The following is a 22395-nucleotide window of genomic DNA, read 5'->3' on the forward strand; positions in this document are numbered from 1 at the left end:
TTTAGCAACACCATTAAAGACCTTTATGGGTTTTTCTGTCCACTTAAATGTTCAACTTAAATTTTACAATCTGCCATAATTAAATTTAAACCAAGAATTTATAAACGTTTGATTGCTTGTCACTACTACTGAGTTTACGCTTACACAGTTTAGGCGGATTGTTAGAATGCACAAAAAGTTCTTGCAAGCTGTTTAAATTATAGTTATAATTTAAAACATTAGAGAATTCTAATTTAAATGTAATTATTTATCGCTTGGTTTTTCCTGCCAAGTCTGGATGCGTTGCAATCATAGTGGAACTTTTTGCAGAATTAGGATTGTCTCACTTAGTTCAGGAGGAAGATTTATGGGATTTTGGAAAACTATCACTCGAAAAGAAGACCCCAGTGTCTATCAAGATAAGGATAGTCACCTTATTCGCTCGTTGCGCGTACGGGACTTTCTGGCCTTAGGGGTCGGGACGATTGTGTCCACTTCGATCTTTACTTTACCTGGTGAAGTTGCTGCCATGCACACTGGTCCAGCCGTTGCCATCTCGTTTGTGATCGCGGCCATCGTTGCTGGTCTGGTTGCCTTTGCCTATGCTGAAATGTCAGCTGCCATGCCATTTGCTGGTTCCGCTTATTCATGGATCACTGTGGTATTTGGTGAATTCTTTGGTTGGATTGCCGGCTGGGCACTGCTGGCTGAATACTTTATCGCCTTGGCCTTTGTCGGCTCTGGTCTTTCGGCCAATCTGCGGCCACTGCTTGCCAACATTGGGATCAAGCTGCCGGCTTCACTTTCCAATGCTTTTGGTACCAGTGGCGGGGTCGTTGACCTAATTTCTTTGATCGTGATTGCACTGGTTGCCATCCTGGTTTCCCAAGGGGTTAAGGATGCCGCCCGTGTTGAAAACATACTGGTTACGCTGAAGGTGCTGGCAATTCTGCTGTTCATCGTCGTTGGTGCAACTGCAGTTAAGCACAGTAATTTCGTTCCATTTATTCCTAAGTATCGGATGACTTCTAATGGTGCTTTTGGTGGCTGGCAAGGTATCTACGCTGGGGTTTCGATGATTTTCCTTTCCTACATAGGATTTGACTCCATTGCCGCCAACTCTGCCGAAGCCATCAACCCTGGCAAGACGATGCCACGAGGGATTCTGGGTTCGCTGGCAATTGCCGTTGTTTTGTTTGTTGCCGTAGCCTTGGTTCTGGTTGGGGTTTTGCCTTACCAAAAGTACGCCAACTCTGCTGAACCAGTTGGTCTGGCTCTGCGTTCAATTGGTCACCCAGTCGTTGCTTCGGTTGTTCAAATCGTTGCCGTTGTTGGGATGTTTACCGCACTGATTGGGATGACAATGGCTGGCTCTCGTTTGATCTACTCATTTGGTCGTGACGGCATGCTGCCTAAGTTCTTGGGAACGCTGGACGAAAAGAACCGGCCTAACCATGCACTTTGGACTTTGGCAATCATCACGATTCTGATTGGTGCCATGTTCCCATTTGCATTCTTGTCACAATTAATCTCCGCTGGGACGCTGATTGCCTTTATGTTTGTTTCATTAGGGATTTATGCATTGCGCCCTCGTGAAGGCAAGGATATTCCAACACCTGCATTTAAGATGCCATTCTATCCAGTAATGCCATGCTTAGCCTTCTTGGCTTCCCTGTTCGTGTTCTGGGGACTTGACATCGATGCCAAGATCTATGCCGGCGTATGGTTCCTGCTTGGTCTGGTAATCTACTTTACCTATGGCGCTCGTCATTCTTACTTAAACAAAACGAAAAAGGACTAGTTGTAAGCTTTAAAAGGGGGCGGCTGTCAAAATGACAGACAGTAACAACAAGCATCTGCTGGAAGAAGAAGCCAAGGCGTTTGCTTCTTCTGGCCGGATCAACTATTACGATATCGTTATCGATCATGGTAAGGGCGCGGTGATCACCGATGCTGACGGCAATGACTATATTGATCTTTTGGCCAGTGCCAGTTCAACCAATACCGGTCATGCCCACCCTAAAGTCGTCAAGGCGATTCAGGATCAAGCTGCCAAGTTGATCCAGTATACGCCGGCCTACTTTGCCAACACGCAAGAAGCCCGCTTGGCGCCACGTCTGGCAAAACTAGCCCCGATGAGTGGTCCGGTTGAGGTTTCATGGGGACTGTCTGGCTCTGATGCTAATGATGCCATTATCAAGTTTGCGCGGGCCTACACCGGTCGCCAGTATCTGGTAGCCTTTACTGGTGCGTATCATGGTTCTACTTATGGTTCCATGTCGCTTTCCAGCATCAGTATGAACATGAGCCGTAAAATGGCACCGCTATTGCCTGGTGTCGTTAAGGTTCCTTTCCCATCACCTTGGGAACGCGAACCTAATGAAAGCGAAGAACACTTCGTTGATCGTTTCTTCCGTGAATTCATGCGGCCATTTGAAACCTACCTGCCAGCTGAAGAAACTGCGGTTATCTTGATGGAGGCCATTCAAGGTGACGGTGGGATCTGCAAGACACCGCCTGCCTTTATGAAGAAGGTCTATGATTTTGCCAAGGCACATGGCATCTTGTTCGCCGTTGATGAAATCAATCAAGGCATGGGCCGTACCGGCAAATGGTGGTCAATTCAAAACTTTGACGGTATCGAGCCCGATCTGATGTCTGTCGGCAAATCACTGGCATCTGGCCTACCTTTAAGTGCCGTTGTTGGGCGCAAAGAGATTATGGAATCACTTGGCGCGCCAGCGCATCTGTTTACGACCGCCGGCAACCCGGTTACAACGGCTGCCGCTAACGCAACGCTGGATGTTTTTGAAGAAGAGCATCTGCTGGAGCGCTCCGCTAAACTGGGGCAAAAAGCCAAGGCATTTTTTGAGGACGAAAAAGAAAAGTTCGACTTCATTGGCGACGTACGGATGTATGGTCTTGACGGTGGGATTGATATCATTGATCCAGCAACTGGTCAAGGCGACACCAATGCCACGGTTAAATTGATGTATCGGATCTTTGAACTGGGTGCGATCATCATCAGTCTGCGCGGCAATATTCTGCGTTTCCAGCCTCCTTTGGTAATTACTGAAGAACAGCTTGATCAAGCTTTTGCCATGATTGATCAAGCCTTCAGTGAACTTGCTGCTGGTAAGCTGACGCTGCCGGCTAAGGCTGCTGAAATGGGTTGGTAATAATAAAAAGATCCGGAGAATTAATCTCCGGATCTTTTTTGTTAAATGTTTTCTTTAAGGTAGTCGTACAGCGTATCCTGCTTAATTGCCTTGGTATCAAGTCCTAGTGCCTCAGCAATTGCAAATGCATAGGCCCATGCGGTTGCCGGACCACGGCTGGTAACCAGGTGACCTGCTTGATCGGTAACTGTGATGTCTTCTTTAAAATGACCGTTTGGCGCCAACGACTGCGTTTCTTTTTCAATTCCTGGATAGCATGTATAGTCATAACCGTCCAGCAGGCCATAACGAGCCAGAGCAATCGGTGCAGCGCACATTGCAGCACACCATTTGCCAAGCGACTGCCGCTTTTGCATGATTGCCATCAACTGATCATTATCGCGTAGGGTCTGCGCATTGCCATACCCGCCAGGAAAGGCCACGATATCATACTCCAGCAACTGATCACTGATTAGTTTGTCAGCCTTAAAATCAATCTGATGAGCACCATGAATTTCAGAGCCTAAAACTCCTACGATATCGCATTGTACCCCCATGCGACGCAATACATCGACCACCGTTAAGCCTTCAATTTCTTCACAGCCATCTGCAAATACTACTGCTGCCGTTTTTGTCATTTTTATCACCTCATAGTTATGATAGTCTGAATAATTCAAGTCTATTGTTGATCAAAATCATGAGCCAACTGTGCAATTACGTGCTCCGATTCTGGAATTGGATACAGCGGATAGGAATGAAACATCCCACGGCCAATCACGGTATTGGTTTTGACGCCAGCTGCCTTTAACCGTCGCGTAAAGTGAATGGCATCTGGATACATAATCTCATGCGTGCCAATGTAAATCGTAACGTTGCGCAGCTGATCGACAGGGCCATTTAGCGGGCTAAGACGAGCATCGTAAGGATCGGTTGACCCAGCCCACAGATTTCCTAACGCCCGCAAACCTTCTTGATCAAGCAGGCGATCCTTGGTCGCGTACTTTTTAATCAGAGGATTGCCCAGCTGCAGATCCAGCCAAGGTGAAATCAGCACCAAACGGCCCGGTTGCGGCAATCCCTGCTGTGCCAGATTCTCACAGAACCCCACCGCCAAGCCTGCACCTGATGAATCACCCATCAAGATAATGCTGCTGACCGGTCGCTTTTCATACAGCCATTGATAAAGACCAAGCAGCGCTTGATAGGCATCCTTAAAGTCATGATCGGGTGATAGTGGGTAATCAGGTACCACGATCTCGACATCAGCTGCCTGGGCCAATCGATTCAAAAACTGCCAGTGCCATTTTAATGGCCGCTGAATAAACGCGCCCCCGGCAAGGTAAACAATCAGATTACGTGCTTGAGAATTCTGATTGAGCCAAATCAGTGGATAAGGCGTTGTCACCAATTTCACGGGTACGCTAAACTGAACGTCGGCCGGAATCTTCAAAGGCCGTCGATTGGCTTGCCGGCAGCTTTCTATCAACTCTTGACGTTTTTGAGGATCAGCCAAAGTCTGCTTGAAGCCCGATAGCTGAATACTCATCTCGGTTAAGGTAGCCCTTTTGGATCGCGAATGTCCGCAACGTGCCATTTCACGCAGACTGTTGCTCAGATTATCGGCCATCGCGGCTAAAATATGATGATCAAAATTTTTTCTATCCATGGACTGAAATTCACTTTCTTAATGTCTTTGCCTTTAATCCTATCACGAATTAGCTGCTAACTTTTATTTGATTTTGTTAAATTTTATCGATTTCCAGCTGATTTAGCTGATACGCAACTGTTGCCCAATCATGACGAACGATTGGCTCCAGCTTTCGCGCGTACAAAAAAGCGGCTGGATGATACATTGGAATCACCATGTAACTCTGATTGCTCATGACATAGCCTTGATGATCATTAGCTGCTCTTTGAATCGGACAGTGCAGGATCCGACCATGCAGACTACCGATTTTAGCATTTGACCCCAATAAGCGCTGTAGACTGGTGTTTCCCAGCGGCATTAAAATCTTCGGTCTCACCTGATCCAACTCCCAGTCAAACAGCCGTGCATAGGCATAAACCTCAGCCTTGGTCGGCGTTCGATTGGGCGTTTTTTCGATGATTTCACCCGTTTTTTTATCCTTGACCCTTTTGATTGAGTAAGGCCGTTTTCTAACCACGCTGGTAATATAGACATCTTCTCTGGTCATATGAAGATATTCTTCGATCAGCTTCATCAATTCTTTACCAGATGCACCAATAAACGGCACGCCGGTTTTGGCTTCCTCTCTGCCTGGTGCTTCGCCAATCAGCATAATCTTGGGATGTTTAGGACCCTGCCCGGCTACAAAACCGGTTAGATGATGACCTTTTAATGAGTCCTCAGCCTGCTTCAATAATGATTGCGGATACTCAATAATCATGCTTTCACCCTCATAAATAAAAAAGATTTCGGTTATCAATTATCATAACAGAAATCTTTGATATTACTAACTAGTGTGGCGCCATTTAGGATCGCCCAAAATCCGCGCAGCAATCAGCCCCAGCGGCAAGAAAACGATAATCAAAAGCGCCTTGGTAATCCATAAAGCACCAACATTGATCGATGTGAGCCCCATGTTATACATGGCACGATAAAGGTAAAGTCCCGGTACCATAATTACGATTGCCGGAACCGTTAAAGAGATGCGCGGATAGCCGAGCCGATCACGAACGAATGAAGCCAGTATTCCCGCCGTCAACGCCCCTAAGAACGCGGCCGCCCCCGCTGGCATCAGTTTAAAATCAACCAGCTCCAAGCGCAGCGTGTTGGCAACTGCCCCAATCATTCCAGCCGTAGCCGCCATTTTAGGCGTGGAATTAAACATGATTGAAAAGCCAAACACTCCACAAAAACTGGCTGGCAGCCGTAATAAAAAGAGCATTAATGGTGAAAGTGCCAATGGCTCAAAGTTTTCCGGCTTGAGATGAACCATCATAGCGACCAGCCAACCGACTAAAGTGGCTACTACGATAATCGTCACCGCATAGGCCAGCCTTTCCAAACCTGAACGCATGTCGAGCTTAGACAGATCCAAGCCGCTAGTGATGAACGGAAAACCTGGAATCACAAACAGCATCGCGCCAATATAGCCGGCTTCATGGCGTGGATTAAGCGAGATTCCCATATTTAAAAGTTTTAAAGTCATCACATAGATAACGCAGGCCACGGCTACCGAAGTCGCAAGACAGGCATAAAGAGTCAGCTTGCGGTCAATCATCTTGCGTCGCACAAAGTTACCAATCCCGGCACCAAAAAAGGAACATACCATTTCAATTGGACCGCCACCCAGCAGAAAAACAAAGGCGCTACAGGCTAAGGCAGCTGCCAGTCCAACCTGCAACGGTGAATAGTTGCCTTTCATTTGGTGAATGGCGTCCAGCCGTTTATGAATCTCGCCAACCGTCCAGTGATCACCGTGTTGGTCAAATTCCTTGACAAAACTTTCCAGGGCATTCAATTTTGTCGTGTTGACCCCGGTATTAGGCAATGACAAAGCCTGCGTATAGCTATTATTGGCATCCATGCAGGTATACTCAATTGAAACCAGACCAATATCCGCTGAACAGGTCATATTCAGCTTTTTAGAGACCACATTCATCGAGTCGCGCACTCGCCAGGCCCCCGTCCCACAGGCCAGCATCATGATCCCGATACGCCCAACAATCGTTGAACGTTCGACCAGATTGGCTTTTTGAGCTGGTGTTACATTATCGCTGCTATAAAAATCATGCCAGTGAATCGCCATATGATGACGATAGTTGCTAAGATCTTCGTTATTTTTTTGGGGCTGATCTTGTTCGATCGGCAGTTTTCTCATCGTTCAAATCGCTCCTTAATCTGACTTTTTAAAAATCGTCAAACTTCTTACTATTATAAAACGATTAATCCCGTCTGTACGAAAAATTTATGCCAAATACAGAAAGTCAGCTCAAAAGGCCCGTCATCCAATTTCGGATACCGAGCCTGATCGTTTATTCATCTTCTTTAGCAACCTGACTTAACAGCTTTACAAATTGTTGCTCTTCATCGCTAAGCACATAGCCGTTGCGAATCGCCAATGAAATATAGAACCATTCAGGCAGCGGATCATCAATCTCTAATGGTACGATGCCATTTTCATTTTTAGCAGCATCCCGAACCATTAGCGCAATCCCAACATTTTCTCTAACCAGTTCCTTAACCCATGAAACATCGGGGACTTTGTAGACTGCTACAGTCGGCTTGATATGCGCATAGGCAAAATAAGAACGCATTGCTGCTACATGAACGTATTGTTTATCATAAGTAATAAAATGCTGATTAGCGAGCTCTTTAAAACTGATATGTTTTCGCTGAGCCAACGGGTTATTAGCGCTGACCATTATGCTATAGGGCCGCTTGGTCAAAAGCTGAACATAGACCTTTTCCTCATCTAGCGGTGCCACTGAGCCCAGCATGGCTACATCAATCTCACCTTTAAGCAGCTTCGACAGCAGTTCTTGTGATCCAGCCTCATGGATTCGTACTCGGCGCATGATCGAACCAGGCACCTTTTTGGCAATCTTGGCAACCAAAAGCTTACCGATAATCGGTGGCAGACCAAAACGAATCTGCCGTTCTTGGACCAGTTCAATGGAGTGATGAGCCAGCGAGATCTGTTCATTGATCATCTTGGCACTGGCCGCCAAAAGCTGACCACTGCGCGTAATCAAGTTTTGCCGGTGCGCACGGTCCGTATAAACCAGCTGAGCATTAAATTCTTTTTCTAAGCGTTTAATTGCCTGCGTAACGGTTGGCTGCGAGACCCCAAATTCCTTGGCAACTCGCGTATAGTTTTTATACTTAACCAATGCTTGAAAATACTGCAGATCCCGCGTATTCATCAAATCATCTCCTCAGATTGCTGCTTCAGGTCGTAGAATTCCCTTGCGCAAGCCAACAAAAATAGTCAATATCAGCAAATCCGCTGAACCACCCAGACTATAATTATTGATCAGATAATCATGATTGAGCTGCTTCAAGTAATCACGGCCCGCTTGCGTCTGTGTACCACCAAGCTCTAAATATCTTTTTGCCTGTTGATGAGCCTCTTCAACAACGTCATGACGACCGGCCCGCTTGATCAGATTGGTGTCCTCAGTCCGCGCGACGATATGCATAAACGTGTCCAACAAGCGTTGCATCGTCGTCCCTTTGCTTTTGGCTAATGCCGGTAAGCCAATCTTCATTACGGTTGGATAGCCGGCCTCGGCCTCACCGCGAATGCCTTTGATGCCATAGCGCAGAAATTCTTTCTCACCGGCCGTTAACTGCTCAACCGGCTTGGCATGCAGTTTCTCAATGTCATAATCACTGGCCGTCAGGCCCTTTAGCATCTGCTTGACAATCGTGGCTAGCTCCAGTTGGGGGTGCTTGATTCGATAGGCCTCGGCACACGTCAGGACACCAAGCGAAAAAACCGCGCCCTTATGCGTATTAACGCCATTGGTTGTCTTAAACATCGTCTTTTCGGCTTCAATACCCAAAGTTCGCAGCTTTTTAAACATAAGCGTCAGATCAGTCGCTGCAAAACTCATTCCCAAATCAACGCTTTGTTCAAAATAATGATGCAGACTAAGAGCACTGTCAATAAATAAGAATACATCCATATCAGGATGCGGTCCAGAAGACACCGGGTCTACCAAACCAGGCTTAGGATTGACAGAAACCTCATAAATCATTGCTCGCAGTGCATCGTTAACCAGCTTAGCGCTTGTCTGTTCCATAAATCATATCCTCAATTTCATAAAAAACCGCGACTGAGATTAAAGCAGCCGCGGTTTTAAAATTTCAATCAATTCAGATTAGTCCTTAACCTGCTTGATCGTGTCGATGATCGTCCCATCACGGTATTCAACCAGGGCCACCGTCCGATCAGTAAATTGCAGTGGTTCAGGCTTACCAACCTTGGATTCAGCCAGCTTCTGCAGATCGTGAATGTCGTAGACCGGCAGACCCGGAACGTTGCTCAAAGCTTCCTGCAGATCCTTACGACGAGGGTTGATGGCAATCCCGTATTCGGTAACCAATACGTCAACGGATTCGCCTGGCGTAACAACCGTGGTTACGTCTGGTACAACCGTAGCGATTCGGCCACGAACCAATGGAGCTGAGATGATCGTCAGCTTGGAAGTAGCGGCATCTTGGTGACCACCAATGGCACCACGGATCACACCATCAGAACCAGTCATAACGTTAACATTGAAGTTGGTGTCAATTTCCAAAGCGGACAGGATGGCAACGTCAAGCTGATCAACCATGGCACCCTTGTTGTCTGGGTCAGCATACCAAGAAGCATCGATTTCTTGTTGGTTTTGGTTGTTCTTCATCGAAGCAGCCGCACCCTTGTCGAAGTCTTGAACGTCCATAACCTTCTTAACCAGACCTTCTTCAAGCAGCTTAACCGTTGGTGAGGTAATACCACCCAGTGCGAATGAAGCCGTGATGCCAGCATCAATCATGGATTGACGCAGGAAACGAGTAACGGCCAGGGCCGCACCACCAGAACCAGTCTGGAAAGAGAAGCCATCTTTGAAGTATGGTGAGTTGACGATAACGTCATTTACCATTGAGGCAATCTTCAATTCCTTAGGGTCCTTAGTGAAACGAGTAGCCCCAGAACCGATCTTGTCAGGGTCACCCACCTTGTCAACCTTAACAACGTAGTCGACTTGCGTCTGCTTGATTGAAGCTGGCGTGTTAGGGTAGTCGACGATGTTGTCAGTCAGCAAAACAACCTTGTCAGCATATTGAGCATCCATCAAAGCATAACCAAGTGAGCCAAAGACCGCATCACCATTCATACCATTGGCGTTACCCAAGGCATCGGAGTTAGGCACACCCAGGAAGGCAACGTCGATCTTGATGTTGCCATTTTCGATTGAGCGAGCCCGGTTACCATGCGAACGGAAGATAACTGGGTTCTTCAAGCCACCATGAGAAACAAAATCACCCAAAGAGCCACGCATCCCTGAACTGGTAATGTTGGTGATCGTACCAGCCTTGATGGCTTCGATTACCTTGTCATTCATAACGCCAGTCAGAGAAGATGGCGCCAGTGTCAAATCCTTGATCCCCAGCTTCAAGATGATGTCCATGACCTGGTTGAACACAAAGTCACCGTTACGGAAGTGGTGGTGGAATGAAATTGTCATGCCGTCCTTAACGGTCTTTTTAACAACGTCTTCCAGTGATTCAACAACCTTGTCATCACCAGTGGTTACAGTAACCTTAGGCGCAACCCGTTGAACTTCGGGATGACCGATTTCGGTAGTTTCAAATGGCTTGTAGTCGAGCTGCTTCATCAGATCTTCTGGCAGTTCGCGATTTACATTATTTTTCAATGTAGTTTCCCTCCTCGTCAATCAGGTTGGATGCCTTTGCCAGGCGCATAACCCGTTCAGCACGCAGCACAACTGGACGGTCGACCATTTGACCGTTCATGGAAATAACGCCGGAACCCTTGAGTTTGGCTTCTTTAATGGCATTTTCAACGTTCTTGGCGTTTTCGATTTCCTTCTTGGTTGGTTCGTAAACCTTGTTAACCATTGGGATTTGACGTGGGTTAACCAGCGACTTGCCGTCAAAGCCAAGCTGGTGAATGTATTCAGTTTCACGGTAGAAGCCTTCCGTGTCGTTCATGTTGGTGAAGACCGTGTCAAAGGCAGCTACACCAGCCGCCCGTGCAGCATGCAGAACCATGTTGCGGGCAAATTCAAGTTCGGCACCATCTGGGTAGCGGTGCGTCTTCATGTCGGTCGTGTAGTCTTCGGCAGACAGAGCAATCCCCATCATCCGGTCAGATGCAGAAGCGATTTGGTAGGCGTTGATGACACCCTTGGCGCTTTCGATAGCCGCCATCAGCATCGTTGAGCCTTCTTCTCGGCCAAATTCCTTTTCAGCAGCCGTGATGTCGGCATCCAGCTTCTTAACCATTTCAGCATCTTCAGCCTTTGGCAGCCGAACAACGTCGATCCCTGCCTTAACCATGGCCCGAACGTCATTGGCGTAGTATGGCGTATCTTGACCATTTACCCGCACAACCAGTTCAGCGTCGCCGTAGTCTTGCGTTTGCAGTGCTTCGTAAACCAGGTCACGAGCAGCATCTTTTTCAGCCATTGAAACGGCGTCTTCCAAGTCGAACATGATGGAGTCGGCACCATAGATACCAGCGTCCTTAACCATTGCTGGGTTGTTACCAGGTACGAACATCATCGTCCGGCGCAAGCGTTCTTTAATTTCAGCCATGCTTACAATACCTCCCATGCAGGTTCGTCAGTCGTCTTGGCAGCACGTTGCGCAGCGGCAATCGTGCGGGCCTTGATTACACAGTCCAAGGCACCCTTGTCAACGGCCTTAACCTTAGCGTTTTGAATTCCCATTGCCGTCAGCGTTTCAGTGATGACCTTCTTGATTTGATTGCCAAACTGCTTGGCAACGTCTGATTCCAAATCAATCACAATGCCATCCGTACCCTTGGACAGCATGATTTGAATATCAGATGATTCCAAGGTACCAGCTACTGCGGTTTCCTTAATTTCCATTGATGTTCATTCCTTCCTTGATCCGCTCTTGAAGTATCGCAACATGGTCTTCAACGAATTTTTGCGTCGTTGCTGGGACGAGCCCCATGATAGCATCAAGATTGTCATCCTTGATGCATTTGCGTACTTCTGTAGCGGTAATATAATTTCCATTAGTTGCCGTCTTGCGCTCAATGATCTTTAACGCAACTTTAGGCGGCAGTTCCTGCTGCAAAACTTGATTATAGATTCCAGTCGTTCGTGATAACGGCTCGCTGCCAACATAACGCGTCTTTATATTGAGTGCCGGTGCGATCGTATCGCGAAAGACGCGGGCATCTAAGGTTGTCTGGTAGCGAATCGTCTGGTCGGCTGATTCCAAAAAGTAGGCTGGGAAAGTAGCATAACTGACCATATAATCGCCGCCATCAACGACAATGACGTTCTTTAGGTCAGCCGTACCCGCTTTGACCAGCTCGAATCGTTCGCTGGTCTTAAACAGCGACAGATCCGTATTGACTACAAAGACATAAACCAGGTCGTTTTCTTTGGCGGCCTGCTCGACCAAATAGCGATGACCATTGGTAAAGGGGTTGGCATTCATTACAATACCGGCCACTTTTTTTGCCTCCTGCCCAGCCACTCTTGGAACAGCTGCTAAATAGTCATCAACGTTAGGGTCGCCAGTTTCTAGAAAAGCGGCCACGTCTGAATGGGCAAGCTCTTTAAATCCAAGGTGCTGAAAGCTTGCCGAGTACTTGGCCTTGGTAAAGACGAACAGATGAAAGCGATGTTCCTGAAAGAGTCGATTCGTCAAAGCACTGACAATCGCATTGAATCTGGCTCCCGGTACGGCTCCTTTGTTGCAGACGCCGATGTATTTCAAGACGTTGCTGGCCGCTGAACCCGTACCAACCAACTGGCCTTGTTCATCAAGCAGTCCCAGAGTAAAATCAATCTTGTCGACCTCATCATCCGAAAAGTTGTGAATTCCTAACGATTCCAAAAACTGCTGCCATTTTTGCCGCGTGGCGCGATCACTCAGATGCAGGTCAACAATTTGATTTTCCATGGAACGACTCCTTTTTATTTTTGCTTTTTAGCGTAGTCCTCAACTGCTTTGGCAACGGTTGGAACAACGCGCTCATCAAACACGCTTGGAACGATATTTTCAGCAGTTGGTTCCGCAACCACGCTGGCAAGTGCCTGAGCAACCGTTTTTTGCAGATCCATATCAACCTTTTTTAGACCACTGGTAAGCAGGCCTTTGAACAGTCCTGGAAAGGCCAGGATGTTGTTGACCTGATTAGGATATTGACTGGACCCGGTAGCAATTACTGCTGCCCCAGCCTCCTTAGCTTTTTCGGGTGCGATTTCCTGATGCGGATTGGCCAGGGCAAAGATAATCGGCCGTTCATTCATCTGCTTGACATCATGACGGTTGATGACGTTACCGGTTGAAAGCCCGATGAAAACATCCTGCCCTTTAATCGCGTCATGAATATTTTGATTCTCCATGCTCTTTGGCGTACCCAGCTTAGCGGCAAACAACCGCTGATAGTCATTGGCCCGGTAGTCTTCTGACGTAATGACCCCATGCACGTCAACCAATGTCAGATGCTTGATTCCGGCCGCATATAGCAGCCGTGCGGTAGCCAGTCCAGAGGCCCCAACGCCATTGATTACAATCCGCAGATCGGTCAGCTTTTTGCCAACGACCTTGGCAGCATTGATCAAACCGGCTAAAACCACAATCGCACTGCCTTCTTGATCATCATGATAAACTGGAATGTCCAACTCTTCACTCAAAGCATTCTCAATTTCAAAACAGCGTGGCGCGGCAATGTCTTCCAGATGAATGCCGGCAAACGATAGTGAGATGTTTTTGATCGTCTTGATGATTTCTTGCGGGCTGACTTGATCAACTGCCAATGGAATTGCATTGATGTTAGCCAGATCCTTATATAATAAGGCCTTCCCTTCAATTACTGGCAAACCGGCAGCTGGTCCGACGTTGCCAAGTCCCAGTACGGCAGTCCCATCAGTAATCAGGGCAACTAATTTACCGCTGACCGTAAACTTGTCTTTAAGTTCCGGATTTTCAGCAATCATTCTCGATAAGACCGCAACTCCGGGCGTATAAGCCTTTTGTAGATCAGCGCGATCCTCAATGTCAAACTCTGACTTAATGTTCAGCATCCCAGTATGGGCTTGATGCAGGCGAAGAATAGCATCTTCTTCTGAAGTCATCTAATCATCCCTTCAAGTTATCAAATTCTCAAACTCATCTAAATTTCAAATCTCTCATCAGTTATTTTACACGCTCTTTTTAACTTTTTCAAATAGTTATAATATTTTTTCAAAATTAAAAAAGTTTGATATTATTAAAAGAGATTCAGAATCGTTTTTAGGAAAGAAGGATCATTTGCATGAATGACATTACACAGCAGGGACAGTTGGCTGATATTGCCCGCGACTTTTATCTTGGGCAATTAACCATTACTCAACTGTCAGAAAAATATCAGCTGAGCCGCTATTTGATTACCAAGGCTCTAAATGAAGCGCGCGCGGCTGGTATCGTTAGGATCACCATCAATTCCCCCATTGATCGCAATACAGAATTAGAGACGCGCTTTGCCGAACTCTTCCCCCACACCAACACGATGATCATCAAAGACGCAGCCACCACCAATGCTGATATCGAAAACATCATTGACTTTGCTGCAGCGGAGATTCAGCGCCATATTAAAGGCAGCAAGATCGTTGGTGTCAGCTGGGGCGGCACTTTGATGAACATCATCAATCGCTTCCAAACCGAGGTGCGTGATGACCTGGTCTTTACCCAGTTTATGGGCGACAATTTAAAATACAGCTCCGCCATTGGGGCCACGCCACTAGTTCAGCGGGCGGCTGCCAAATACGGGTCCAGCTATCTGACAATTCCAGCGCCGCTTTACATTCTCAACGACACCGTTAGAGAACAATTGAAAAACGAGCCGGCGATCGCCAATGTTTTTGAACAGTGCGGCAAAATGAATATGCTCTTTACCGGAATTGGCACGATTGATTCGGTCAACAGCATTCGCATCTGGCACCAAAGCCTCAACGAGATCTTTGAAAACGTTGATCGTCAAGAAATCGTTGGTATGCTGTATGGTCGTCCCTACAGTATCGATGGTCAGATTTTAACGCCAAAGAGTGACAAGCTTTTTGGTGCCTCAGTTGCCGCTCTTTTGGAGATACCTTGCCGTATCGGCGTCGTTAAGAGCAAGTTCAAGGCGCGCGCCATGCTGGGAGCCTTACGCGGCAATCTGTTAACCGATATCATTACCAACGAAGCCGTTGCCAACCGCGTTTTGCTTGAATTGGACAATAATTGACTCAATGCGTCGTCTAAAAGCTAGGCGGCGTTTTTATTATGGTGCGATCTTTTTGACAAAGTCACCCAAAACAGCATTGAACTCGACTGGCTGCTCGGCCATCACGGCATGTCCAGCATTAGCAACAACCTGTGTCTGAGCTTTTTCATTTAAGATTTGGATTGCTTGCAGAAAATCAGGATCAAAGTAAGGCGACTTTTCACCGGCAACCGCCAAAAACGGCACTGGCATTAAAGCAACGATGTCACGCCAGTCTTGAAAAGCATGATCAATGGCAAAATTTAAGTTGGCACTCTCATCATAAGGATGCTGTGCATTAGCCTGCCGAACAGCTGCTACCGTGACAGCATCAATTTCAACTGCGGTGGCGCGGCCCAATGGCATTTTCAGCGCTGCTGGAAATTCGTCCCATGATAAATCTTTAAAACCATAATGCCATGTCTCATCATTAATCATCTTAGGGCTTTGATCAACGTCTACCAGTCCATCCAACTGACCGCGCCCAAATAAGGAGACGTAGCCAAACATTGTTGAAGCGCCCATTGAATGTCCTACTGCCAAGCAATGCTCAATTGACAAGCTCTTCAGCAATTCATAAACGTCAATCGCATGCCGCGAAATCCTCGCGCCTTTAAAAGTATGTTCAGAAGCCCCTTGATTACGGGCGTCAAACGTAACTACTCGATAGCCGTTTTGCAATAAAAATACCTTGGTGGGCCGCCAAATCTCCTTACACATGCCCAAGCCGCTAACCAGCAGAATTGGATAGCCTGAACCCTCATCCTCATAATCCAGACGTACGTGATCTGATGTAATAAATTTCATAATCTTTCCTTTCGATGTAAAAAAAGCGACCCAGACCGGATCGCTTTTTTGCATGTCTACCACATGCCGATAACTTTCATCCAAAGCGGTGCTACCGTCAAGAAGACTACCAAGTAAAGCAGTCCCAAGACAAAGCTCATCCGCCACCATTCACCTTGCTTGACATAGCCAGAGCTTGCCAAAATGGAAGCAGGACCGTTGGCATAGTGAGTCGTCGAGGCCATGATTGCCGAACAGAATGCCAGTGACATTGCTGCCAGCATAACTGGAGTCCCAGCAGAAACCGCAACGCCGACAAATGGCGCGTAAAGAGCCGTAACGTGCGCCGTGGCACTGGCAAACAGGTAGTGAGCATAGAAGTAGATAACCATCAGAATTGCCAACACTGCAACCCAGTTCATACCATGCAGACCACTGGCAATCGATTTTGACAGCCACTTGATCAGGCCCATTTCAGAAAGCTCGCCGGCCATGAAGACCAGGATTGAAAGCCAGATCAAAACATTCCAAGCGCCAGTTTCACTCAACAGATCCTTCGTAGTCAGTACCCCAAAGATCAGCAACAAGCAGATTGCCAAAAAGGCAACGAATGAAGCTTCAATGCCAAGGACATTGGACATCATCCATAAAATAATCGTTAAGATGAAAACACCAGCCATAACCTTTTCAGAAACCTTCATTGGTCCCATTTCGCGCAGGCTCTTGTCAGCCCATTCACGGGCATTAGGCGTTTCCTTGATCTCAGGCGGATACATCTTGTAGATGACATATGGCACCAAGATAAATAGCAGCAAACAAGGGACAACGCTGGCCGTAAACCAACCCAGCCAGGTAATGTGAATCTTCATCGTCTTAGCCAGGGCAACGATAACCAGGTTAGGTGCCAAAGCCGTCATAAACATAGCTGAAGTGATGATGTTGCTGTTAAATTCGGAGAATGTCAGAAAGGCCCCGATTTTTTTACGTGAATCGTCATTTGGCTCGGAACCAAACGTCTTGGCCAGTGATTCAACCAGTGGGTACACGATCCCACCGGCACGAGCCGTGTTGGAAGGCGTAGCTGGCGCCGTGATCAGATCGATTCCTCCAACGGCATAGGCCAGACCAAGCGTCTTTTTACCAAAGGCCTTGATCAGATACAAGGCAATTCGGTGACCCAGACCAGTCTTGATGATTCCCCGCGCCAACATAAAGGCCATGGCAATCAGCCAAGAAGAAGAGTTGCTGAAGGCCATCAAAGCATCATCCATTGGCACCAGTTTCGTCATGACTACTACCGTAAAGCCAATCAGCGTAACCGCGGCAATTGGCAGCGGCTGCGTAATGCAGGCAGCAATCGTTGCAATAAAGATCGCCATCATATGCCAAGCGGCAACTGATACGCCGGCTGGTCGGACTGGAGCCGTGAACCAGATCAGCAGCCCGATAATTAATGGGGCAATAAAGCCCTTATACTTAACTTTTGCTAAACCCATTGTGATATTTCCTCCAAAAAAGTTGTCTCAAAATCCTAATCTAAAGCTCAACGCCATCCAAAACTTCTTTCATTTTGGCGGCGGAGTGCTGCATTGCCGCTACCTCGCGTTTTGAAAGCGGCGTTTCAATGACATAGCGAATTCCAGTCCGGTTAACGGAAGCCGGCGTTCCCAGATATAGGTCCTTGATGCCATACTGACCATTCAAAGGCGCCGATAATGGCAAAACGATTGAACGGTTGAAAATGATGGCCTCACAAATCAAAGACAGACAGCGGGCAACGCCATAGTAGGTAGCACCTTTGGAACGAATGATCGCGCCACCCTTTTTCTTAACACCAGACTGCATTTCTGCAAGCTCTTCATCAGTAACGTCAGCAAACTCCTTTAATGGTTTGCCGGCAATCGTTGCTTCATCAAAGTTGGCAAACGATGTGTCACCGTGCTCACCTAAGACGTCAACGCTGATTTCACGTACCGGCACATGACAGCGCTTGGCAAGTGCCACGCGCAGCCGAGCCGTATCAAGCGACGTCCCCGTACCGATGACCCGGTTCTTTGGAAAACCAGAGATCCGCTGCGTCAGCGTTGTCAAAATATCAACTGGGTTGGAGGCGACGACAAAGATTCCTTTAAAGCCGCTCTTAACGATTGGGTCGATGATCGTCTTTAAGATCCCAACGTTTTTGTTAACCAGATCCAGCCGACTCTCACCCGGCTTGCGCGGAATTCCGGCCGTAATAACTACAACGTCAGTGTCAGCCGCATCCTCATACTTGCCGCCGCGTACTACCGTCGTACCATCGAACATAGCCAGGTCTTCTAAATCCATTGCATCACCAGCCGCTTTTTGCGTCTTACGATCAACAATGATCAATTCATCCAGACTAACGTGTTGCAGTAAATCGTTGGCAAAAGCGGAACCAACCGCACCGTCGCCAACCAGCATAACTTTTGACATATCTGATTTTCCTCTCTACTCGACTGAAAAAGGCTGTTTAGACACTTTTTCAAAAATTTTCTAACAAAATTCAGTATTGTACACGTTTCTTGTGATAATTTCAACAAAATAATGGCTAATAATACGACAGGGCAAAATCCCTAACCCTGCCGTATTCAAATATTTAGACCCGCGTACGCTATTGAAGGAAGAAAATTAATGTTCGCGAGCGTAAACCGTTACTTGTTGACCGGCTTGACGACCAAAGATGATCGTTTCAGCAATTGAGTTACCGCCGACCCGGTTGTTACCGTGCAGACCGCCGGAAACCTCACCGGCTGCGTACAGACCAGGAATCACGTCACCATTGCCGTCAAGAACCTGCGTCTTGGTGTTGATGTGAATTCCACCCATCGTGTAGTGGATGGCTGGAGCAATGTGAATGGCAAAGTAGCCTGGCTTGGACAGATCGCGATCCATCCCCGTCGTCCGGCCGAATTCTTTGTCTTCACCGGCTTGAACGGCCTGGTTCCAAGTTTCGACCGTATTCTTAAGCATCGCCGGATCCATCTTCAGGTTCTTGGCCAGGTCTTCAACCGTGTCACCACTAACAACCAAGCCAACCTTGTCGTAGAACTCAATAGCCTTGGCATGGTCACGAACGCCTTGGTCAAAGATCAGGTAGGCACTATGTTCTGGCAAGGCGGTAATCGTTTCGGAAACGATCTTGCGTGTGTTCAGTTCGTTAACAAAACGTTCACCTTGGAAGTTGACCAAGATGGCCCCTTCACCACGAACGGCTTCGCCAATCAGGTAGACGTGTGGATTGTCTTGTTGAACGGTTGGGTGAACTTGAACAAAATTCATCTGCGTCAATTGAGCGCCAACCTCTTCAGCCAGCTTTAAGCCGTCACCGGTTGCCCCAGGCTGGTTGGTCGTCTTGTAGTCAGCCAGGTCTGGACGATAGCGCTTGATGTATTCCTTAGAGGCACCAAAGCCACCGGTTGCCAGCAGCACGGCCTTAGCATTGATCTGCTTTGGCTGACCATCAACGCTGGCTACGACCCCGGCAACTGCGCCTTGGTCGTTTTTAACCAGCTTTTCAACCTTAACCTTGTTAAAGACGGGGATGTTTTCTTTAGCAGCGACATCTAGCAGACTCTTGACCAGAAAACCACCAATTGGAGCCATTGAAGCTGGACGGTGGGTCCGCTTCTTGGACATCCCACCGGTAATCGTAACGTCTTCTAGCTTGATGCCATGGTCGGCCAGCCAGTCGATTGCAAGTGGTGAGTGAACAACAAAGAAACCAAGCATGTCCTTGTCGTTGAGCTTACCGCCGTCTTTGTAGGTTTCACGGTAAAAGTCATTGATATTGTCAATAATGCCATGCTTGAGTTGAACGTTGGTTTCAGCAGCGTTCATCCCAGAAGAGGCCCGGTTGGTATTGCCGCCAAGCTGTTCTTCTTTTTCCAGCACGGCAACGTTCATCCCCAGTTCATGAGCTTGAATTGCAGCCGCCAGACCGGTACCGCCAGAACCGACGATCACGGCATCATAGCTGCCGGCCAGCTGACTGACTGGCGTGGTTTGAAATTGTGCCATTTTGCAGCTCCTTTAATTAGTCTTCGTAATCGTGACGATCGGCGTTGGTCATCTTCAGCGGATCCATCCATTCGTCGTATTGCTCTTCGGTAACCTTGCCAGACTTCAGGGCAGCTTCTTTCAGCGTGCTGCCAGCCTTGTCGGCAGCTTGAGCAATCTTGGCACTGTCATGGTAGCCAATGTGTGGGGAAAGTGCCGTAACCGTCATCAGTGAGTTGTCCAGCAGTTCCTTCATCCGCTTTTCGTTGACCGTCAGACCATGAATCATCTTGTCAGCAAAGCCCATCGTCGTACCCGTCAGCAGGTCGGCAGATTCCAGGAAGGCATCAATCATAACTGGCTTGAAGACGTTCATTTCAAAGTTACCTTGTGAGGAGGCAGTTGAAACGACCACGTCATTGCCGAATACTCGCAAAGCAGCCATCGTAACGGCTTCAGCTTGAGTTGGGTTAACCTTACCAGGCATGATTGAAGAGCCTGGTTCGTTAGCCGGGATGTGCAGTTCACCATAGCCGGCCCGTGGACCAGAAGCCAGGAAACGGATGTCTTGAGCGATCTTAAACATGTCGGCAGCCAGCGTCTTCAAAGCACCATGAACCACATTGAGGCCAGAGTGGTGTGACAGGCCATAGAACTTGTTGCTCTTGGCAGTCAGCTTCAGACCGTATGCTTGGCTGAGCTTTTCGGCGATCTTTTCAGGCATGCCTTCAGCAGCGTTCAGACCAGTACCAACAGCCGTCCCACCGATTGCCAATTCTTCCAGCGTTGGTTCAAGCTGTTCGATGTACTTAAGGTCGTGTTCAAGTGCAGATACGTAGCCGGATACTTCTTGACCAAAAGTCAATGGAACGGCATCTTGCAAGTGAGTCCGACCAACCTTAACCGTTTCCCAGTACTTGTCTTGCTTGATCTTCAATTCATCGATCAGGTGTTGTACGGCTGGCTTCAGCTTGTCCAGTGCTTCTAAGGCAACGACGTTCATAGCAGTTGGGAACGTGTCATTTGAGCTTTGGCCCTTGTTAACATCATCGTTAGGCAGGATTTCAACGTCTGGGTTGATCTGCATTGCCTTATGAGCTACGACTTCGTTAGTGTTCATGTTGGTCTGCGTACCGGAACCGGTTTGGTAAACCTTCAATGGGAAGTCCTTGCGCAGATCTTCATCGCTCAAAGCCAGCAGTTCATCAACGGCTTTAACGATCAGGTTACCCTTTTCTTCAGAAATCGCGTTGGTTTCCATGTTAGCTTGAGCAGCTGCCTTCTTAATGTTCAGCAGTGCACGAATAATAGCGATTGGCATGTATTGGCCAGTTGGGAAGTTGTGACGGCTCCGTTCAGTTTGAGGACCCCACAAAGCATCGGCAGGGATTTGAACTGGACCTAGAGTATCTTCTTCAGTACGAAATTCTGGCATATTAAAACCTCCAATTGAATTCAACATGCGATATAAACAAAGTGATGTAAGCGTTGTTGCTTTTCTACGGTTCCAACTTTACTCTGCACAAACTGCTATAGTCAAAACACATAGAGCTTATAACAATTACTTATAATCCCCAATCAAAAACCCGTTACCAAGCCGTTTTAATCTTTTTGAAACTTTTGCACAATCTTTAATTAATTTCAAAAAAATCTAAAAATCTTTCGCCCGTTCGAGTAACCAGTCATTTTATATGTAATCGGCTATTAATCTCAAAGCATATAAAAAACCGCAGACAGCCTTTAAACACTGTCTGCGGTTTGATAATCATATGCTAAGCTTCATCAATTTCAACCGTTGTCATTACAACATCTTCTTTTGGCTTGTCAGCCGCATCACGAGCAACCCGGCTGATCTCGTCAACGACGTCCATGCCGCTGACTACCTGGCCAAATACGGTATGATGACCATCCAGCCATGGTGTCCCACCGTTTTGTTCGTAGTTGGCAACCACCTCTTTAGGCCAGCCCAGCTGCTTCATTTGACCAATCATATTATCAGGCACCTGCGTAGCACTGACGATAAAGAATTGGCTGCCGTTGGTATTAGGGCCGGCATTGGCCATTGAAAGAGCACCATTGAAATTAAACAGTTCACGACTGAACTCATCTTCAAACGGAGCACCAAAGCTGCTTTGACCGCCAGCACCGGTACCGGTTGGGTCACCACCTTGAATCATGAATTCAGGAATGACCCGATGGAACGTCACGCCATCATAGTAGCCTTGCTTAGCCAGCGTGATGAAGTTTTCCACCGTCTTAGGTGCCTGCTCTGGAAACAATTGGATCACGATGTCACCGTGGTTAGTCTTAATAGTTGCTTTAGGACCCTTGGCATCAGCCAGGTCTAATTGTGGAAAAGTCATTTTTACCTCCTCAAGCATTAAACATTTTGAATATTAGATTTCATTATGACGAATTGTCAAACCAAGTGCAACGATTTCTCAAAAAATACTTCATATGGGGTTTCATAATTTAACACTTTTCGA

Annotated in this window: 20 protein-coding genes; 3 read left to right on the top strand and 17 right to left on the bottom strand. The window is 47.4% G+C overall.

Annotated elements, in window-relative coordinates; translation table 11 throughout:
• The first annotated feature begins 346 nt into the window (after window positions 1-346).
• Window positions 347-1780, top strand: a complete 1434-nt coding sequence (locus QOS03_RS07525; RefSeq protein WP_283575957.1) for an APC family permease — start codon at window positions 347-349, stop codon at window positions 1778-1780.
• Window positions 1781-1811: 31 nt separating this feature from the next.
• Window positions 1812-3158: an aspartate aminotransferase family protein gene (locus QOS03_RS07530; protein ID WP_283575959.1), complete on the top strand. Its 1347-nt coding sequence runs from the start codon at window positions 1812-1814 to the stop codon at window positions 3156-3158.
• 41 nt (window positions 3159-3199) lie between these two features.
• Here QOS03_RS07530 and QOS03_RS07535 read toward each other — a convergent pair whose 3' ends face one another.
• The 11 genes from QOS03_RS07535 to QOS03_RS07585 form a co-directional block, all read right to left on the bottom strand.
• Complete coding sequence (locus QOS03_RS07535) at window positions 3200-3775, bottom strand: DJ-1 family glyoxalase III (protein ID WP_283575960.1); 576 nt, start codon at window positions 3773-3775, stop codon at window positions 3200-3202.
• A 41-nt stretch (window positions 3776-3816) separates the two neighbouring features.
• Window positions 3817-4803 (bottom strand): alpha/beta hydrolase fold domain-containing protein, encoded by a 987-nt coding sequence (locus tag QOS03_RS07540; RefSeq protein WP_283575961.1) that lies wholly within the window; start codon window positions 4801-4803, stop codon window positions 3817-3819.
• A gap of 76 nt (window positions 4804-4879) precedes the next feature.
• Window positions 4880-5545, bottom strand: a complete 666-nt coding sequence (locus QOS03_RS07545) for a uracil-DNA glycosylase (RefSeq protein ID WP_283575962.1) — start codon at window positions 5543-5545, stop codon at window positions 4880-4882.
• A gap of 66 nt (window positions 5546-5611) precedes the next feature.
• Window positions 5612-6982, bottom strand: coding sequence for a threonine/serine exporter family protein (locus QOS03_RS07550; protein ID WP_283575963.1), 1371 nt, complete (start codon window positions 6980-6982; stop codon window positions 5612-5614).
• Window positions 6983-7136: 154 nt separating this feature from the next.
• The gene (locus QOS03_RS07555; RefSeq protein ID WP_272209483.1) at window positions 7137-8027 is read right to left on the bottom strand and encodes a LysR family transcriptional regulator; all 891 of its coding nucleotides are present in this window, start codon (window positions 8025-8027) and stop codon (window positions 7137-7139) included.
• Between the two features lie 12 nt (window positions 8028-8039).
• The gene (locus QOS03_RS07560; RefSeq protein WP_272215318.1) at window positions 8040-8909 is read right to left on the bottom strand and encodes a triphosphoribosyl-dephospho-CoA synthase; all 870 of its coding nucleotides are present in this window, start codon (window positions 8907-8909) and stop codon (window positions 8040-8042) included.
• Between the two features lie 78 nt (window positions 8910-8987).
• The gene (gene citF / locus QOS03_RS07565; RefSeq protein ID WP_169462062.1) at window positions 8988-10526 is read right to left on the bottom strand and encodes a citrate lyase subunit alpha; all 1539 of its coding nucleotides are present in this window, start codon (window positions 10524-10526) and stop codon (window positions 8988-8990) included.
• Complete coding sequence (gene citE / locus QOS03_RS07570) at window positions 10516-11430, bottom strand: citrate (pro-3S)-lyase subunit beta (protein WP_006500679.1); 915 nt, start codon at window positions 11428-11430, stop codon at window positions 10516-10518. The genes citF and citE overlap by 11 nt, the downstream gene beginning before the upstream one ends.
• 2 nt (window positions 11431-11432) lie before the next feature.
• Window positions 11433-11726, bottom strand: coding sequence for a citrate lyase acyl carrier protein (gene citD / locus QOS03_RS07575; RefSeq protein ID WP_283575965.1), 294 nt, complete (start codon window positions 11724-11726; stop codon window positions 11433-11435).
• The gene (citC, locus tag QOS03_RS07580; RefSeq protein WP_283575966.1) at window positions 11716-12777 is read right to left on the bottom strand and encodes a [citrate (pro-3S)-lyase] ligase; all 1062 of its coding nucleotides are present in this window, start codon (window positions 12775-12777) and stop codon (window positions 11716-11718) included. Before citC ends, citD begins: the two co-directional genes overlap by 11 nt.
• Before the next feature lie 14 nt (window positions 12778-12791).
• The gene (locus QOS03_RS07585) at window positions 12792-13955 is read right to left on the bottom strand and encodes an NAD(P)-dependent malic enzyme (RefSeq protein WP_283575967.1); all 1164 of its coding nucleotides are present in this window, start codon (window positions 13953-13955) and stop codon (window positions 12792-12794) included.
• 179 nt (window positions 13956-14134) lie between these two features.
• Here QOS03_RS07585 and QOS03_RS07590 point away from each other — a divergent pair, with 179 nt between their 5' ends.
• On the top strand, window positions 14135-15085 hold the full coding sequence (locus QOS03_RS07590) for a sugar-binding transcriptional regulator (protein WP_283575968.1): 951 nt from the start codon (window positions 14135-14137) through the stop codon (window positions 15083-15085).
• Window positions 15086-15121: 36 nt separating this feature from the next.
• On the opposite strand, the gene QOS03_RS07595 is transcribed toward QOS03_RS07590, so the two are convergent.
• The 6 genes from QOS03_RS07595 to QOS03_RS07620 all read right to left on the bottom strand — a co-directional run bounded on the left by QOS03_RS07595 (window position 15122) and on the right by QOS03_RS07620 (window position 22272).
• A complete protein-coding gene (locus QOS03_RS07595; protein ID WP_283575969.1) occupies window positions 15122-15910 on the bottom strand; it encodes an alpha/beta fold hydrolase in 789 nt (262 codons plus the stop codon).
• Between the two features lie 56 nt (window positions 15911-15966).
• Window positions 15967-17385: a DASS family sodium-coupled anion symporter gene (locus tag QOS03_RS07600; RefSeq protein ID WP_283575970.1), complete on the bottom strand. Its 1419-nt coding sequence runs from the start codon at window positions 17383-17385 to the stop codon at window positions 15967-15969.
• A gap of 40 nt (window positions 17386-17425) precedes the next feature.
• Window positions 17426-18346: an L-lactate dehydrogenase gene (locus tag QOS03_RS07605; RefSeq protein ID WP_169462055.1), complete on the bottom strand. Its 921-nt coding sequence runs from the start codon at window positions 18344-18346 to the stop codon at window positions 17426-17428.
• 195 nt (window positions 18347-18541) lie between these two features.
• Entirely contained in the window at window positions 18542-19930 is a 1389-nt protein-coding gene (locus QOS03_RS07610) for a flavocytochrome c (RefSeq protein WP_283575971.1), read from the bottom strand.
• A 16-nt stretch (window positions 19931-19946) separates the two neighbouring features.
• Window positions 19947-21344 carry a class II fumarate hydratase gene (locus QOS03_RS07615; protein ID WP_109588114.1) on the bottom strand — a complete coding sequence of 466 codons (1398 nt, stop codon included), beginning with the start codon at window positions 21342-21344 and terminating at the stop codon, window positions 19947-19949.
• Between the two features lie 337 nt (window positions 21345-21681).
• On the bottom strand, window positions 21682-22272 hold the full coding sequence (locus QOS03_RS07620; RefSeq protein WP_283575972.1) for a peptidylprolyl isomerase: 591 nt from the start codon (window positions 22270-22272) through the stop codon (window positions 21682-21684).
• Window positions 22273-22395: the final 123 nt, after the last annotated feature.

Origin of the sequence: Limosilactobacillus pulli (assembly GCF_947381555.1) — a bacterium.
Lineage (GTDB): Bacteria > Bacillota > Bacilli > Lactobacillales > Lactobacillaceae > Limosilactobacillus > Limosilactobacillus pulli.